This window comes from Blautia massiliensis (ex Durand et al. 2017), assembly GCF_051861785.1.
In the GTDB taxonomy this organism is placed as follows: Bacteria; Bacillota; Clostridia; order Lachnospirales; family Lachnospiraceae; genus Blautia_A; species Blautia_A luti_A.
The window spans coordinates 1,642,257-1,659,910 of sequence record NZ_CP146725.1; the positions used below are offsets into that span (position 1 = coordinate 1,642,257).

At 45.7% G+C, this 17,654-nt stretch carries 14 protein-coding genes; 6 read left to right on the top strand and 8 right to left on the bottom strand.

The annotated features are described in order from the left end of the window. The first annotated feature begins 4 nt into the window (after positions 1 to 4). Genes V9W66_RS07895 through V9W66_RS07910 form a run of 4 tightly spaced genes read left to right on the top strand, consistent with a single transcriptional unit; the run spans position 5 to position 4,388 of the window. Positions 5 to 592, top strand: coding sequence for a V-type ATP synthase subunit E (locus tag V9W66_RS07895; RefSeq protein ID WP_144095039.1), 588 nt, complete (start codon positions 5 to 7; stop codon positions 590 to 592). Next, entirely contained in the window at positions 585 to 2,354 is a 1,770-nt protein-coding gene (locus V9W66_RS07900) for a V-type ATP synthase subunit A (protein ID WP_144095037.1), read from the top strand. Before V9W66_RS07895 ends, V9W66_RS07900 begins: the two co-directional genes overlap by 8 nt. 15 nt (positions 2,355 to 2,369) lie before the next feature. After that, positions 2,370 to 3,752 (top strand): V-type ATP synthase subunit B, encoded by a 1,383-nt coding sequence (locus V9W66_RS07905; RefSeq protein ID WP_015525388.1) that lies wholly within the window; start codon positions 2,370 to 2,372, stop codon positions 3,750 to 3,752. A gap of 12 nt (positions 3,753 to 3,764) precedes the next feature. Continuing rightward, positions 3,765 to 4,388: a V-type ATP synthase subunit D gene (locus tag V9W66_RS07910; RefSeq protein WP_144095035.1), complete on the top strand. Its 624-nt coding sequence runs from the start codon at positions 3,765 to 3,767 to the stop codon at positions 4,386 to 4,388. Positions 4,389 to 5,045: 657 nt separating this feature from the next. On the opposite strand, the gene nagB is transcribed toward V9W66_RS07910, so the two are convergent. From nagB to V9W66_RS07940, 6 genes are all read right to left on the bottom strand, one after another. Beyond that, entirely contained in the window at positions 5,046 to 5,789 is a 744-nt protein-coding gene (nagB, locus tag V9W66_RS07915; protein ID WP_144095033.1) for a glucosamine-6-phosphate deaminase, read from the bottom strand. A gap of 104 nt (positions 5,790 to 5,893) precedes the next feature. After that, a complete protein-coding gene (locus V9W66_RS07920) occupies positions 5,894 to 7,204 on the bottom strand; it encodes an alpha-L-fucosidase (protein WP_144095031.1) in 1,311 nt (436 codons plus the stop codon). Between the two features lie 30 nt (positions 7,205 to 7,234). Further along, complete coding sequence (locus V9W66_RS07925; RefSeq protein ID WP_243121808.1) at positions 7,235 to 8,080, bottom strand: carbohydrate ABC transporter permease; 846 nt, start codon at positions 8,078 to 8,080, stop codon at positions 7,235 to 7,237. A 20-nt stretch (positions 8,081 to 8,100) separates the two neighbouring features. Further along, entirely contained in the window at positions 8,101 to 9,021 is a 921-nt protein-coding gene (locus V9W66_RS07930) for a carbohydrate ABC transporter permease (protein ID WP_144095029.1), read from the bottom strand. Positions 9,022 to 9,111: 90 nt separating this feature from the next. Then, entirely contained in the window at positions 9,112 to 10,467 is a 1,356-nt protein-coding gene (locus tag V9W66_RS07935) for an ABC transporter substrate-binding protein (RefSeq protein ID WP_144095027.1), read from the bottom strand. 64 nt (positions 10,468 to 10,531) lie between these two features. Further along, positions 10,532 to 11,896 (bottom strand): alpha-L-fucosidase, encoded by a 1,365-nt coding sequence (locus V9W66_RS07940; RefSeq protein WP_279231615.1) that lies wholly within the window; start codon positions 11,894 to 11,896, stop codon positions 10,532 to 10,534. A gap of 245 nt (positions 11,897 to 12,141) precedes the next feature. Between V9W66_RS07940 and V9W66_RS07945 the strand changes: the two genes are divergently transcribed. Both V9W66_RS07945 and V9W66_RS07950 read left to right on the top strand, forming a co-directional pair. Then, positions 12,142 to 13,206, top strand: coding sequence for a LacI family DNA-binding transcriptional regulator (locus tag V9W66_RS07945; RefSeq protein WP_144095023.1), 1,065 nt, complete (start codon positions 12,142 to 12,144; stop codon positions 13,204 to 13,206). A 3-nt stretch (positions 13,207 to 13,209) separates the two neighbouring features. Then, on the top strand, positions 13,210 to 14,226 hold the full coding sequence (locus V9W66_RS07950) for a LacI family DNA-binding transcriptional regulator (RefSeq protein ID WP_144095021.1): 1,017 nt from the start codon (positions 13,210 to 13,212) through the stop codon (positions 14,224 to 14,226). A 186-nt stretch (positions 14,227 to 14,412) separates the two neighbouring features. Here V9W66_RS07950 and V9W66_RS07955 read toward each other — a convergent pair whose 3' ends face one another. Next, on the bottom strand, positions 14,413 to 16,896 hold the full coding sequence (locus V9W66_RS07955) for a transglutaminase domain-containing protein (protein ID WP_144095019.1): 2,484 nt from the start codon (positions 16,894 to 16,896) through the stop codon (positions 14,413 to 14,415). Continuing rightward, a complete protein-coding gene (locus tag V9W66_RS07960; RefSeq protein WP_144095017.1) occupies positions 16,896 to 17,642 on the bottom strand; it encodes a copper homeostasis protein CutC in 747 nt (248 codons plus the stop codon). The genes V9W66_RS07955 and V9W66_RS07960 overlap by 1 nt, the downstream gene beginning before the upstream one ends. Between the last annotated feature and the right edge of the window lie 12 nt (positions 17,643 to 17,654).

Sequence of the window (17,654 nt, forward strand, 5' to 3'; positions counted from 1 at the left end):
TATTATGACAATCGAAGAAAAACTCACCCACTTCTATGATACCTCCGTGGAAGAAGCCCGCCGCCAGGCGGAAAAAGAGGTCCAGGAGCATAAAGAATCACTGGATGCCGCAATGGAGGAACATAAAAAAATGGCTCTGGAAAACGCTGCCAGTTCCCGGAAAGCCGAGATTGCAAACGCCCGGCGTGAGATCAACAAGGCACTTTCAGCCGAACAGCTGAATATCCGCCGTGACTGGACTGCCAGACAGAGCCGTTTAAAAGAGAAACTTTTTTCAGAGGTCAGAGAACAGATCCTGAAATTTATGGAATCCTCCTGTTATGAGGAATATCTTTGCAGCAAGATCGAAGAAGCTGTATGCTTTGCAGAACACGATGAGATCCAGATCTATCTTTCCAGGGAAGATGAACCCCGGCTGAAGTCACTTACAATCAAGACAGGGTTTCCGCTGAGGCTTTCCGGAGATTCCTTTATCGGCGGAATCAAAGCTGTGATCCCGGAGAAAAACATCCTCATCGACAATTCTTTTGAGGAAGGATACGATGCAGCATACAGAAATTTCAAATTCAACGGAGGTCCAGCACATGAGTAAAACAGGTATTATCTACGGTGTCAACGGTCCTGTTATCTACCTCAAGGGCGACACCGGCTTCAAGATCTCCGAGATGGTCTATGTAGGCCCTGAGAAACTTGTAGGAGAGGTCATCGGACTTAAGAAACATATGACGACTGTACAGGTTTTTGAGGAAACTACAGGACTGAAACCCGGAGAAACAGTCACCGGAACAGGAGACGCAATTTCCGTTCTCCTTGGACCGGGAATCATCCACAATATTTTTGATGGTATCCAGAGGCCTCTTGCAGAAATTGCAGAGGCCTCCGGAAAATATATTTCCCGCGGTGTCAGTGTTGATTCCCTTGACACTGAGAAAAAATGGAAAACACACATCACAGTAAAAGAAGGAGACGTGATCGGCGCAGGTACTGTGATCGCCGAAACACAGGAGACCGCCTCCATCCTTCATAAATCCATGGTTCCGCCAAACATCCCGCACGGAACCGTTATCCATGCAGTTCCGGACGGTGCTTACACTGTTCTGGAGCCTATTGCCACCATCCGTCTTGATGACGGCACTGAAAAAGAGCTGGCTCTTGCCCAGAAATGGCCGATCCGTGTTCCGAGACCGACCTACAAGCGTTTCCCGGCCAGCGTTCCGCTCCTTACGGGCCAGCGAATCCTGGATACCCTTTTCCCGATTGCCAAGGGCGGCACTGCTGCTGTTCCCGGCGGATTCGGAACAGGAAAAACCATGACACAGCACCAGATCGCCAAGTGGTCTGACGCAGATATCATCATCTATATCGGCTGCGGCGAGCGTGGAAACGAGATGACACAGGTTCTCGAGGACTTCAGCAAACTGATCGACCCGAAATCCGGAAACCTGATGATGGACCGTACCACACTGATCGCCAACACTTCAAACATGCCGGTTGCAGCCCGTGAAGCTTCTATCTATACAGGTGTCACACTTGCGGAATATTACCGCGATATGGGCTATGACGTAGCCATCATGGCAGATTCCACATCCCGATGGGCTGAGGCTCTCCGTGAGCTTTCCGGACGTCTGGAGGAGATGCCTGCAGAGGAAGGTTTCCCGGCTTACCTGGCTTCCAAGCTTTCCGCATTTTATGAGCGTGCGGGAATGATGCAGAACCTGAACGGAACAGAAGGTTCCGTATCTATTATCGGTGCAGTTTCCCCTCAGGGTGGTGACTTCTCCGAACCGGTTACACAGAATACGAAACGATTTGTCCGCTGCTTCTGGGGACTGGACAAGGTACTTGCCTATGCCCGTCACTTCCCTGCGATCCAGTGGCTTACCAGCTACAGCGAATATCTGGAAGACCTGACTCCATGGTACAGAGAGCATGTTTCCCCGAAATTCGTTTATGACAGAAACAAGATCATGGCTATCCTCAACCAGGAAAGCTCTCTTATGGAGATCGTCAAGCTGATCGGAAGCGATGTTCTTCCGGATGACCAGAAACTGACACTGGAGATTGCCAGAGTGATCCGTCTCGGATTCCTTCAGCAGAACGCTTTTCATCAGGAAGACACCAGTGTTCCTATGGAAAAGCAGTTCCTGATGATGGAAACCATCCTCTATCTCTACGAAAAATGCCGTGCCCTTGTAAACCGTGGCATGCCGGTTTCCGTGCTGAAGGAGGATAAGATCTTTGAACGTATCATCGCCATCAAATACGAGGTTCCAAATAAAGAACTGGAGCGTTTTGATGAATATCACAAAGATATCGACCGCTTCTACGACAATATACTGGAAAGAAACGGTTAAAGGAGGGATCAGTTTATGGCAATCGAATATCTTGGCCTGAGTGAAATAAACGGCCCTCTTGTTGTCCTTGAGGGTGTAAAAAACGCATCTTACGAGGAGATCGTGGAATTCCACATGGAGGACGGCACTCAAAAGATCGGCCGTATCGTGGAAATCTATGAGGACAAGGCCGTTATCCAGGTTTTTGAGGGAACTGACAATATGTCCCTCGGCAATACACACACACGTCTTACCGGACATCCTATGGAGATCGGGCTTTCTCCTGAGATCCTGGGACGTACCTTTAACGGTATCGGCCAGCCCATTGACGGGCTTGGCGAGATCACACCGGAGGTCAGCCTGAACATTAACGGGCTTCCGCTGAATCCGGTAACCCGTGAATATCCACGAAACTATATCAACACCGGTATCTCCGCTATTGACGGACTGACCACACTGATCCGCGGCCAGAAGCTGCCGATCTTTTCCGGTAACGGTCTTCCACATGATAAGCTGGCTGCACAGATCGTTCAGCAGGCTTCCCTGGGAGCAGACTCCGATGAAAAATTCGCCATTGTTTTTGCGGCAATGGGTGTGAAATACGACGTAGCGGAATTCTTCCGCAGGACCTTCGAAGAAAGCGGTGCGTCCGACCACGTTGTGATGTTTTTGAACCTTGCAAACGATCCGGTTGTAGAGCGTCTTCTGACACCGAAGATCGCCCTCACTGCCGCTGAGTATCTTGCTTTTGAAAAAGGCATGCATATCCTGGTAATCCTGACTGATATCACCTCCTTCTGTGAGGCCATGCGAGAGGTTTCCTCCTCCAAGGGTGAGATCCCTTCCCGAAAGGGTTATCCCGGATATCTGTACAGTGAGCTTGCAACCCTTTACGAGCGTGCGGGAATCGTCCGTGGCGGCACCGGTTCTGTAACCCAGATCCCGATCCTGACCATGCCAAACGACGACATCACACACCCGATCCCCGACCTTACCGGATATATCACAGAAGGCCAGATCGTACTGGACCGCCAGCTTCACGGTCAGGCGATCTATCCGCCAATCAATGTTCTGCCATCCCTGTCCCGTCTGATGAAGGACGGTATCGGTGAAGGCTTCACACGTGCTGATCATCAGGATGTTGCCAACCAGCTCTTCTCCTGCTACGCAAAGGTAGGCGATGCAAGAGCTCTGGCATCCGTTATCGGTGAAGATGAGCTTTCTCCGCTGGATAAACAGTATCTTGTATTTGGTAAAGCATTCGAGGCTGAGTTCGTAGGACAGTCTGAGACTGAGAACCGAAGCATCATTGAGACTCTGGATAAGGGATGGGAGCTTCTTGGCCTTCTTCCAAGAGAAGAGCTCGACCGTATCGATACCAAAGTTCTGGATCAGTATTACAGAGAAACCGTCCGTTAGTGAGGTGATTTTATGGATCCGAATACCTTTCCCACCAAGGGAAATCTCATACTTGCAAAAAACTCTCTGGCTCTTTCCAGACAGGGCTATGAGCTTATGGACAAAAAGCGTAATATCCTGATCCGTGAAATGATGGAGCTGATCGATCAGGCAAAGGATATCCAGTCCCAGATCGATGAGACCTTCCGTACCGCTTACGCGGCTCTTCAGAAGGCAAATATGGAAATTGGAATCGCTTTCGTAGACCAGATCTCTCATACCGTTCCTGTGGAAGATTCCATCCGGATCAAAACCAGGAGTGTCATGGGAACCGAGATCCCTCTTGTGGAATATGACAAAAAAGCAGGCAACACGCCGACCTACGCCTACTACAGCACCAAGCTGTCCCTGGACGAAGCCAAGGCAGCCTTCGAGCGTGTAAAGGAGCTGTCCATCCAGCTCTCCATGATCGAAAACGCCGCCATCCGTCTTGCCACCAACATCAAAAAAACCCAGAAGCGTGCCAATGCGCTGAAAAACATCACCATCCCCAGATATGAAACTCTCACCAGAGATATCACCAATGCTCTGGAAGAAAAAGAGCGTGAAGAATTTACACGTCTGAAGGTGATCAAACGTATGAAACAAAACCGTTAAAAAAATCCTCCGCAGATCTTTCCAGTTCTGCGGAGGATTTTTTAGTTATCCACATTTATCCACACCTGAAAATGACTTTTCAACACCTTGCAGTGATCGTTTTAACTGGGCACTGTTCCTTTTTATCCTCATTTCCATACATCCGATAGTCTCCCTTTTAAATAGATTAGTTTTTCAAGAATTCATTTATTATTATCTGATTATTTGTTTTTATTCTTTTATATTATGTCTTTTTTGCAATAAATTTTATGATATTTAGAATTTAAAAATGTCAATAGTTTTAAAAACTTTTTTCCCATTTTTTACAATTTTATCATTTTACACAAAACATATGTTTAAATTTATTTATGTAAATCAGGTCATCCACATGATTATCCTTGTGGATAATGTGGATAAATTTGTGCATAACTTGATTATTGGCGGATTTGCGGATTTTTGTCATGTGGAAAACTTCTTGGAAAGTTTTTCACTTATCCACCATGGTTCGACAGGTTTTGTGCATATTGCCATAATGGTATTTCGGAGCTGCTGATCCCTTCATCTGCATGTTTCCGGACGTTCTCAAAATACGTCCGGAAAGTATCAAAAAAGCTCCGGTCCTTTCTCACAATGAGAATTGGATCGAAGCTTTTTCTTTTGATCAGGCAGATATTTATCTTACAGCAGTCCCTTCTCACGGATCAGCTTTAAAGCGCCTTCATCGGCCACTATCGTCACATCCGGGTGAAGCTGCAGGATAGATGCCGGCACGTTGGGCGTGATCGGTCCGTAGAGAGATTTGTAAAGAGCATCTGCCTTTGTCTCTCCGGTAGCGACCAGAAGGATTTTCTTTGCAGTCATGATGTTTTTGATACCCATGGTATATGCCTGCTTCGGCACATCATCCATAGTCTCAAAGAATCTTGCATTTGCCTTGATGGTGCTCTCCGTAAGGTCTACGCAGTGAGTCTCCTTCTCAAATGCTGCACCCGGCTCGTTGAAGCCGATGTGGCCATTTCCGCCGATTCCAAGAAGCTGCATATCGATACCACCCACGCTGCGGATGATCTCATTGTAATCCGCGCAGGCTTTCTCACTGTCCTCTTCCAGTCCGTTTGGCACATAGGTTCTTGCCTTATCGATATTTACATGGTCAAACAGATTTGTATTCATAAAATAACGATAGCTCTGATCGTTATCTCCGGAAAGTCCTTTGTATTCATCAAGATTTACGGATGTGATCTGCGAAAAGTCCAGATCTCCTTTTTTGTACCACTCGATCAGCTGCTTGTACATTCCCACCGGTGTGGAGCCTGTAGCAAGTCCGAGAACAGCATTTGGCTTCATAATGATCTGTGCAGACATGATGTTTGCCGCTTTTCTGCTTACGTCATAGTAATCTTTTCCTGTATAAATGATCATAATCTTTTTCCTTCTCCCTATGGTAAAAAAGAACAACCGGATAACTGAGATTCACATATCTCCTGCTTTTCCTGTTGTTCTTTTTTATTATTAATTCGGTTTTTTTACTCAGCCATCTCTACTTCAAGAACATAGTCTACCGGGTCCGGAAGTACCGGGTCAGGTCCCAGATCAACGAATGCGATATCCGGGTAATCGCTGTGCATCCATGCGTTGGAGATCGGCACCTCATGTCCGTCATCCAGCGCACGCACCTTCACGATCTTATCCTTATCAAATCCCAGAAGCGGAAGTGGTCCCAGTGTATTCTCATAAATATGCACATAGTATTTGTTTCCGTTTCTGGTGATACGTCCGTAATCCGGCTTCGGAATGTTTTCAGCCGGTACACAGCCGTAGATACTGTCATGATTTTTATCCATCCAGCGGCCGATCTCAGCCAGGATCGCAGAAGATTCCTTCGGGAATTTGCCCCTGGCATCCGGTCCTACGTTCAGGATCATATTTCCACCCTTGGAAACACACTCTACCAGCTTCTTGATCAGCATGGAAGCCGGTTTGTAATAATGATCGTTTGCACAGTATCCCCAGTTGTTGTTCATGGTGAAGCATGCTTCCCAGACCATCGGGTTGCCTTCCTTATCGCAGATTCCTTCCGGCGGGATGATCTGCTCAGGGCTTACGAAATCGCCATGGTACGGTGTCGGATCACACTCATACAGGGATCCTCTTCCCTCTCCGCTGGCTTCCAGACGGTTATCGATGATAACCTGCGGCTGTAAGCTGCGCACCATGTTGATCAGCTTGGTTGCGCCCCATTTTTCCCCTCTCATATCGTCGTAGGAGAAGTCAAACCAGATGATATCGATCTGTCCGTAGTTTGTACAGATCTCTTCTACCTGATTATACAGATATTCTGTATAACGTGAGAAATCACGATTCTCATTTCCGCACTCTTTGTGGTTTCTCATCGGATGGATACGGTCTCCGTAATGCGGATAATCCGGATGATGCCAGTCAAGCAGTGTGAAATAGATTCCAACCTTAAGGCCTTCCTCACGAAGTGCCTCTACATACTCCTTGATCAGGTCTCTTCCTGCCGGTGTATTTGTTACCTTGTAATCTGTGTATTTACTGTCAAATAAGCAGAAGCCGTCGTGATGCTTCGCTGTCAGGACTACATATTTCATACCTGCAGCCTTGGCCTCTTTTGCCCACTGCTTCGGATTGTAGTCTCTTGCATCAAATTCTTTCATAAACGGAAGATATTCTTCCTCAGGTATTTCCTCTATGCTTCGTACCCACTCGCCTCTTGCAGGGATAGAATATAATCCCCAGTGGATAAACATTCCAAAACGGGCATCCTGGTACCACTCCATACGTTTTTCATATTCTTTTCTGTCAAACTGATACATGATTTTTTCCTCCTGTTTAGATTAAAAGCATCATCCTTTGATAGCTCCGGAAAGCATACCTTTTTCAATCTGTTTATGGAACACGATATAAATGATAAGCATCGGAATTACGGACATTACTACATATGCAAACTGACTTCCGATCTCCTGTGTATGTGCGGAAGAGAAGTTCAGCATCGCACGTGAAACTGTGAAATATTTGGTATCTGTCATCAGGATCATGGAGAATACAAGTTCACTGTATCCATAGATGAATACGAAGATCGCCTCTGTTGCGATGATCGGCTTGCAGACAGGGAAAAGGATCTTCCACAGCAGCTGCCAGTTGTTACATCCGTCAATGATCGCCGCCTCATCCAGGTTCCTGGAAATTCCATCCATGAATCCTGTATAAAGGAAGATCGCCTGGGACATACCAAACGCAACATAGATCAGGATCAGGAAGAACAGGTTGTTCTTTGTATTTAATGCTGTTGCAATGTTGTTGATCGGGATCAGTGTACAGTGAACCGGAACCATTACTCCGATCATAAAGAATACATATATCCATTTCAGGAATTTGTAATCTTTTCTTGATAAGATGTATGCTGCCATCATTCCGACTACCGTATTAAATACAGTTGTCAGAGTCGCTACAACCAGTGAGTTCTTGATGGTATTCAATGCATCCGCTGTTTTGTTTGCGCTGATATAGTTCTGGAACATAAGCTTCTTAGGGAAGCTTAACAGGTTCAGGTAAATCTCTGAGTTTGTTTTGAAGGAAGCCAGTACGGTCACTACTACCGGGAACAGTGTAACAACTGTCCACAGGATTGCGATAACGTACAGTGCTATCCTTCCTCCGCGCATTTTCTGTTTATTAGCTGTTTTTTCCATATCGTCTCTTCTCCTTCCGCCTACATTGCAAGATCTTTATCTTCACGGAACAAATGATTGGTCACAAGACTCAGCACAATACCCAGCACTAACAGAATAACGCCGTATGCGCTGCTTCGTCCGAACAGCTTATAGGAGAATCCCTGTGTATAAAGCATGATTGAAGGTGTGGAGCTGATATCGTTCGGGCCTCCTCTTGTCATTGCCCAGATGATATCGAATACTTTCAGACATCCTGTAATACACAAAATAGAGAATACCTTGAAGGAGTTTTTCATCAGAGGAAGGATGATATAGCGGATCCTCTGCCATCCTGTAGCACCATCCAATGCTGCAGCCTCATTTAACTCATCCGGTATCGCCACCAGACCAGCTGCAAAGATCAGCATGTTATATCCGGCATACATCCATTCGTTTACCAGAACAACGATCCAGACGTTTACAGTCTTTATCGTCAGCACATCCGGGATCGCACCATGAAGGCCGAAAATATTTTCAATGGTATTAAAGATACCAAAGTTGGGATTTAACATAAATGTCCACATCAGGGCTACTGCTGTTGTTCCTAACATATTTGGAAGGAAGTAGCAGGTTCTGAAGAATCCGGTTCTCTTGATCTTTGCAGTTACCAGCATTGCAAGTCCAAATGAAAGCGGCATCAGGATAACGAAACCACCGATCATAAAGTACACACTGTTGAGCATTGCATTCCAGAACAGATTATCTGAAAAAATCTTCTGATAGTTCTCAAATCCTACCCATTGCCTTGCCGCACCAAACATACCGTTCCATTTACGGAATGATAAGCCTACAGTATCAAAAACAGGGTAGATGACAAAAATAACAGTTATTAAAATTGCCGGAAGAAGAAACGCTAAAGAAAGCACAAGATCTTTTTTGTCCAGCTTCTGTTTTACCTTTGGTACAGATTTACCTGCCATATGTATACCTCCGTAATAAACAAGGGGAAGCAGATGAGGCTTCCCCCTGTTTCTCTTATCCACACATCATGCGTTCAGTCAAAATTCTCTTTATTCGTAAGCAGACATTTTGTCAACGATATCGTCTCCAACTTCCTGTGCACTTGCGCCTGTCGCTAATGCCTGAAGAGAATTACGGATTGTATCCATAGCTGCTGTGTTGCTGTCATATGTAGGAATCTCAAGTTTAGACTTTGTATTCTCAGCCATGATCGCATTTACATCGTCAAGCAGATAGTTACCTGTATCGATCGTAACCTTCTCAGCATATGTTGTCGGACTGGATTTGCACATTTCGTTGATGGAATCTACACTTGTAAGATACTTGATAAATTTAACAGTTGCTGCGATTTCCTCATCACTCTTGTTTAATGTGGTGATGTAGTATGTATCAGAACCGCCGCCCATCTCTACAGTCTTGTTTGCTTCGTCGATATAAGGAATTCTTGTAACACCGATCTTCTGAGCATCAAAGAGAGTTGTATCGGAATCATTCTGGAAGTTACCGCAGTTCCATGTTCCGTCAATTGTGAATGCAGCTTTTCCTGCCTCGAACATATTTCTCTCTGTGTTGAAGTCTGTGCTGAGAATTCCGTCTCCCCAGTATCCTGCATCGATCATATCTTTCATCTTCTGATAGATTGCTACCATCTTCTTGCCGTTGTAAGCCTCTTTGTCGCTTGCAAGATCATCTGCGATGCTTGTTCCGTAAGCTTTCAGAGCAAGAGCACTCATCAGATGCTCGAAGTGATAGTTATCTTTGTCAGAGTAGTTAAATGGCTGGATTCCTGCTTCTTTTAATTTCGCGCAGGCATCAACAAGATCATCCCAGGACTCCGGAACATCTACACCAACCTGATCAAGGTAATCTTTGTTGTAGTAGAGGCAGAGCTGATAAGCGGACCACGGAATACCATAGGTTCCTTCAATACCGTCAAACTGTGTTGTCTCCCATGCAAAATCCTGAACTCCCTCTTTCCATTCCGGATACTGCTTGAAGTATGGTGTCAGATCCAGTATATATCCTGCATCTACATACTCTCTTGTACGGCTTCCGCCATACTGAAGGAATGCGTTCGGTACATTACCGGAAGCAAAATCTGTTGTGAGCTTCTCTTCATAATCAGACTCCGTAGAAATACTCTCATCTGTTACATGGATCTTTCCTTTGTTCTCTTTGTTGAACTCATCAAGTGCTTTGTAATACCATTTACCCTGTCCGTCTGTATCAGATCCGTTGTTAAATCTGAATGCTACACGAAGCTCAACGTTTTTAAAATCCATATTGTCTACATCGTAGTTTGTGTCACCCTTTGCAAATACGGCGCTTCCTGTTACGCCTACTGTTGACATTGCTGTTATACCGGCGAGACACAGTGCTGCAACTTTTTTCATTCGTTTTTTCATGAATAAATCCTCCCTTAATATGATTTTTTATTATATAGTTTTCCTATTGATGTTCATAAATTGATCAATCGATGATCGCCTCAAAGATCGGCTCTTCTTCCTCAAGCTCCAGGCATACACAGTAGTTCTTTGCCCCCTGAAGCTTCTCCGGAAGCTCTACCTCTATCATCGAGTTTCCTTCGCAGCACTTTAATGCGCGGCACGGAAGCTTTTCTCCTGTGCTTACCACATATGCACCCTTTAACTGGTTACCGATGTTCAGTAACTCAACACGATATCTCGGTGCAAGTACATGTACATAAAGCTTATGTGGTCTCTTTGTAAATTCGATGCCTGGGATCTCATACGGATAGATACCAACGTTCTTGGTTCCGTAGATCGCTTCTGCATTCTCAGTTACGTATTTACCAACCTCATTCATGACCTCGACACAAGCTTCCGGAACAGTTCCGTCTGCCATTGGTCCTACGTTCAGCAGATAATTTCCGCCTCTGCCGACGATCTTGAGAAGAAGGTTCAGGATATCATCCGGTTTCTTCCAGTTTGTATCGTATTTATTGTAACCCCATGTATCATTTACAGTTGCCGGCACTTCCCAGTCACCGTCGTATGGAAGACGTGGGATAAAGTTATCACCGGTGGTCATGTAATCGCCCTTCTGGTGTCCGATACGTCCGCTGATGATGCAGTCAGGCTTAATACCCTTAACCCAGTCTCTTAATTCCTGCGCTTCGTCTGCGGTCATTCCCATCGGAGTATCAAACCAGATCAGGGAAATGTTATCGTAATTCTCAAGAAGCTCTTTTAACTGCGGCTTGCATTTCTCATCGAAGTATGTACGGAATTCCGGCTTCCATTCGTTCTTGTCTTCGTAATCCTTCTTATAGGCATTGTCATCATCCCAGTCCTGAGCCTGTGAATAATAGATACCCATTGTCATATCGTATTTCTTACAAGCATCGGAAAGCTCTCTTAAGATATCTCTTCCTGCAGCCTTCACTACATTAAAATCACTGACCTTGGAATCGTACATTGCGAATCCCTCGTGATGCTTGGAAGTAAGAACGATGTATTTAACGCCCCACTGCTCTTTCGCTCTTTTCACAAACATGTCCGCGTCAAATTTGTCCGGATGAAACTCATCTTTCAGCTTTCTGTAATCTTCCTTGTCAATGTTGAGATTGTTCTCGATCCACTCTGCGATACGGTCTGTCTTGGTAACCTCGCCGGTCTTCGGATCTTTCCACTCTCCTGCAAGGATGGAATAAAGTCCCCAATGGATGAATAATCCGTATTTGGCATCTTTATACCACTGCTGCTTTGTGTCTGCCATAACCTTCTCCTTGTTTCGTATAGCTGATTTTCTTGTTATGTAAAACGTTTCGTTTTTTGTTAAGACTATCTTACCGCATCCGAAGCAGCTTTTCAAGTAAAATCATAGGTTAAAAATCATTTTTTCATATTTTTTACAATTATTCTATCTTGTTTTTGTGTATTTTTTCATATCAGGTTTTGTTAAACGTTTCATTTTTATCAATTTTCTGTACAATATACTCGTTTTTTCTGATATTTTATGTGTAAAAAATACCTTGTGTGTTGAGGCGTTTTCTTTTTCATGATATAATATGAAAATACTCTATATATCTGTAAATGTATCAGAACCGGAGGTTTTCCATGAACGTTACAATCAATGATATCGCCCGTGCGACAGGCCTGTCCACCGCAACAATCTCCAAATATATAAACCACAAAAAAATACGGGAAGAAAACCGCGTCCTTATAGAAAAGGCAATCCAGGAGCTTGGATATACCCCAAACCGGAATGCCCAGCTTCTCCGTGCCAAAAACACACATACCATCGGTATCCTGATCTCAGATCTTGGTAATTATTTCTGGGGCACGCTTGTCAATTCCATTATCAAGCATTTCACGGATCGTGGTTATACAGTTATTGTCTGTTCTTTCTTTTTTGAACATCAGAAGGAGATCGATACGATACAGGATATCATCTCCCAGCACTTTGACGGAGTTATCATGCTCCCATCCTGCTGGCATGATGACCTGTACCAGCTTTTGCAGAATGCCGGTATACCGGTTGTACTGCTTGATCAGATTCCCGCTTCCATGAGACATTTTCCTGTAGACTGTGTTATTTCTGATAATTACAAGGGTGGTGCACTGCTGGCAGAGCACCTTCTGGAAAAAGGCCACACAAAAGTCCGGATCATGGAACAATATCTGGACTCCTACACGATCGATCAGCGGATCCAGGGCTTTGTAGATGTATATCAGCAGAATGGCATTGACCTTCTGAAACAGCAGAATTCTTTTCCCCCTGTTTCTTTTGGTCCCACTACAGAAACTGTCGCCCAGAGCAACCGGCATTTCCAGAAGCTTATTGATTCTTCTGATCCCCCTACTGCTGTTTTTTTTGACTGCTATCTGTCCGCAATGGGCGGCTTAAGCGCTGCCAACCAGGCACGGATTTCCGTTCCTCAGGATATTTCCTTTGTGTGCTTTGATGATGATACGCTTTTCAGGACCATGAGCGCGACTATGACCTGTGTCTCACAGGATCTGACAAGCATGGGGAAACATGCTGTGGAATTACTTTTAAAAAGGATCCATGGAGACTATACGGATTTTCCAAAAATAGACATGCTGGATGTTGTATTCCACCTGCGACGCTCCGTAAAAGACCTGTCCGGGCACAACAGTACAGCATCCGGAAAGGATTGATTTATGAGTACAACCATCAAGGACATTGCCAGAGAAACCGGTCTGGCATTGGCCACCATTTCAAAATATATCAACGGCGGAACTGTACGGCCGCAAAACAAAAAACAGATCGACGAAGCGATCCGGAAACTGAATTACGTTCCACGAAACACGGCCCGGGGACTTCGTTCCTCCAAGACTTACCGTATCGGTCTGGTATGCGGTCCTCCCAATAATCCGCATAATGCTTTTCTTCTGAGCAAAATAGAAAACATCATGCGCGCCCACGGTTATTCCCTCACATTTATGAGCGGCGACAAATATAAGGAGCATGTCAATAAATTCGTCCCTCACATGCTCCGCTCCGGGATCGACGGCCTTATCATTACCTCTTTCAGTCTGAACCAGGACATCTGTTCTGCTGTGGAACACGCCAAAATCCCTGTTGTGGAGCTGGAAGAGCACAGTAATTTCCACCGTACCGACTATGTACAGACCAGCTGTACCTCCGGAGCCTACGAGATCGTGGAGTATCTGATAAAAATGGGGCATCAGAAGATCGCACTTGTCAACGGTTCCCCTGCATCCTATACCGCATGCGAACGAAAAAAAGGCTATCTCCGGGCACTGGAAGACTACAATATTCCTGTTAACCCCGATTATATCATCGCTGAAAATTACGCAAACGACTTTGGATATCAGGCAATGCAGAAATTATGGAATCTTCCGGAACGTCCGACTGCCGTATTTTCTGCGAACTATACACTATGCCTCGGTATCTATGAAGCGATCTACAGCCTTGGCATCCGGATCCCGGAAGACCTGTCCGTTGTCTCCTTTGATGATTTTGAACTGTCCATGCTGCTTTCTCCTCAGCTGACCGCTGTCCGTCAGCCGCTGGCCGGCCTGGCAGAGCAGGCCTGTGGTCTGCTGCTTCGCAGAATGAACGGAGACTACAGCGATTTTCCAAGGACGATCCGCCTGAAGCCGGAATGTATCTACCGGGATTCCGTGCGTGATCTCTTTTCTGATGCTAAGTAATGCAAAGCAACTTTTATTACGGCAATTTCGAAAAGCACAACGGACATTCTCATTTCGATCTGCCTTCATATTCTGAGTATCTGAACCACTGCAATAATTCACAGCATTTACAGGGGGGGCACAGACCATCACCGACACAGTCGATGATACGGCCTGTGTTCCTTCTGTATATATCCGATATATCTGTCACATCAGTCTCAGCAGCATATCTCCGGTTCCCACATTGTATCCGCTGGTTGCATAGATCCCATTCAGGCTTTTGTTTGTCACAATGATCAGCGGAAGCTTATCCGGATCCACGTACATTCTTCTTCCCAGTGTATTGATGATCTCTGAAAAATCATCATATAAGATCTGAACATTTCCAAGCTTGCCCAGTGCTCTTGAAAGGGTAGGGGTCTCCAGCGCTTTTTTGCTTTTTACTACAAAAATGATCCTCTTCGCATATCGGGAAAAAGCTTCTTCCTGCTCCATCATCTCATTTAAGATATGCTCCGTCGGTTCTTTCTCCTCTTCCAGAAACGCCAGGATATGCTTCCCTTCTGCCGTCAGTTCTGACGCCTTCACGGTGCTTCCATCCTCTTTTCTGAGAGTAAATTCCGGTATGGAGATATTCTCCAGCATGTCTTCCAGGTTTGCATTTCGAAATGCCAGCTCCACCCTCTTCATTTCTCCGATCTGAACCTCAAAATAATACTCCGCTGCAAATATATTTCCATTTGGCAGTCTGTTTGAGGTAAGGATCCTGTAATTTCCCGCTTCCAGCGGCAGCTTCATCACCTGATCCCTGAAATTTTCGGCCTCCAGCTTCCGTGTGATATATTTTCCGGCTTCCAGTTTTGCGATGCTCCAGTTCTGGAAATATTTCCACTGTGTATCCGCACTTGCCTTCAGAAGGATCGATGCCTTTTTCTCCATTTCCGCAGATACCGGGACGAATTTTCCGTTTTTCATATACTCCATGGAACGGTCATGAGGGTTCAGGCGTGCCGGAATCCCCAGTGTTCTCGCCATTGCCACAAAAAGGATCTTCTTCGACAGAAGGCTTCCGGTTCCCGTTTTCAGGCATCCGGACGGCGTGGTGATCACACTGCTGCGTTCTTTCTCCGGGCTGGAAACGATCTTATCCTCAATCCACTTCCAGATCTTCGCCGGTTCCTTTTGCAGCATATTTTTTTCTTCTTCCGACAGCTGCTCAAGAATCGCTTTTCTGTATTTCTGCAAAACTTCATCGTCAACTCTCGGGTTCAGTACATATGGTACAAAAATATCTGCATCCATGTTTTTTTCATACGGCAATGCAAATTTCAGGTGCTCCTCCAGAACCTGGCTGATACAGTCTGTTCTGTCTTTCTCTGTGAGGACTTCAAGGAGTTTTTTTCTCATTGAAGAATCTCCGGTTTCTTTTTCCAGGAATTTCCGACACTCCGGATTGCTCAGATTCCTTACCTTCTGTTCCCTGTAAGCGTTTGCCTCTGCCAGACGTCTGCTGCCTCTTTCCTTCTGCTCCGGTGTTGGCATATCTTTATTTACAGGTGCATCATGAGGTGCGATCATATCGATCTCCGTCCACTCCTCATAAAAAATACCCTTTTCCTTTCCTACGGGCATCAGACAGATCTCACAACAATCCTCTGTTTTTGTATCCATGCTGCTTTCTGCATGCAGCCATTCTCCATCTGCATACATCCTTGCAGAAATATGGATACTTCCAAGCCCTGTTGTCAGGCTGACTTTTCCCAGACTGTCGGTTTTCAGTTCTGCGATCGGGGCATATTCCGAATAATTCAGCACCTCAAAAGAAACTTCTGCACCTTCTGCCGGTTTTCCATGGGCATCCTTTACGGACACAGTGATCTCTTTTGTCAGCGCATATCGTTTCAGCTCGTTGAGCATAGTCACCATACCATCTTTGCCGATCACTTCTCCCTCCGGGATCCTGGTATCAAAAACTCTTGAATGGACCATCATAGCCCTTGAGGAAGCGTTGGTAAACCATCCCTTATTCAGGATTTCCTCCGGCTCACAGGCTCCCAGAAAATACCAGCTTCCATCGCACCAGATTTCCACCCAGGCATGATTGTCATCACAATGAGACCACTTTGGTGCATATACCTGACGGGCAGGTACACCAACACTTCTCAGTGCATTGACGGTAAATACAGATTCCTCTCCGCATCTTCCGTTTCCTCTGCGGTATACGGCAAGTGCAGACAGGGTACGGTCATCTGTACAATGATAGGTAGCCTCCTGTGCACACCAGTAGTTCACATCCAGGGCAGCTTCCCGGAAGCTCATTCCCTCAGTTCTCTCTCCGATCTCCCTGCGGAAAAATGTACGGCAGGGTGCGATCTCCTCCTCATTTACTCTGTGAAACAGCACATAATTCAAAAAGATTTCCTCCGGCAGCTCTGCCACCCCGGAGTTTTCCTTCCATAAATATACGCCATTCTCCGCATAATCCAGAAATACTTCAAACGCGTAATTTCCGATATCACTGTACGGCATGAACGCATATAAATATTTGCACGCCAGAGACACTTCGTCTGTGCATTCCGCAAGCTTTTTATCAATCTCCGCAAAAGCCTGCGGCAACCCCATCGCCTGCTCCCGATATTTTTTTTCGATCCGATCACGGTTTTCTTTCAGAAAAATCTTCCCCTCAGCCATTATAATTCCTCCAGAACTTTCTTTGCAGCACGAACATTTTCAATATCTGTACGCCATATCTCATATTCACTGAATGTCGGAAGTCCCATATTGACACCTTCCTTGCGAAACTGCATCGCACTGTCCGTTACAACCTTGCCGCTCATATGATAAGCCTTGATCCCGGTAAGGGGATAAAGCTGGCGGATCACTTCCGCACCGACGCCACTCCCCGCCTGGATGGTGATACGTCCCTGACTCCTGGTTTCCAGTTTCTTCAGAAGCTCCGCACCCTGAAGGCAGGTATTCTTCTGTCCGGAGGTAAGGATCGTATCGATTCCCAGCGAGATTGCCTGTTCCATAGCCTCGATCGGATCTGCGCACACATCAAAAGCCCTGTGCAGCGTAACAGACATATCTCCCGCCGCACCCATCAGCTCTTGCATCTGTTCCATATTCAAGGTGCCATCCGGTTTCAGGATACCTACCACAACACCCTCCGCTCCCATTTTGCGGAAATCCTTTACGGCATTCCTTATCATGGAAAATTCCGCATCTGTATAACAGAAATCTCCAAACCGCGGACGGATCAGCGCATGGATCCTGATATCCGAACGCTTCCTTATTTCCTCAAAAAGCCATGGGCCGGGAGTTGTTCCCCCGATGATCAGATTGCTGCAAAGCTCCAATCTGTCCGCACCACCCTCGGCTGCTGCCATGGCGGATTCCACAGAATCCACACAGGTTTCCAGAATATAGTCTTTCATGTAAAAATCCCC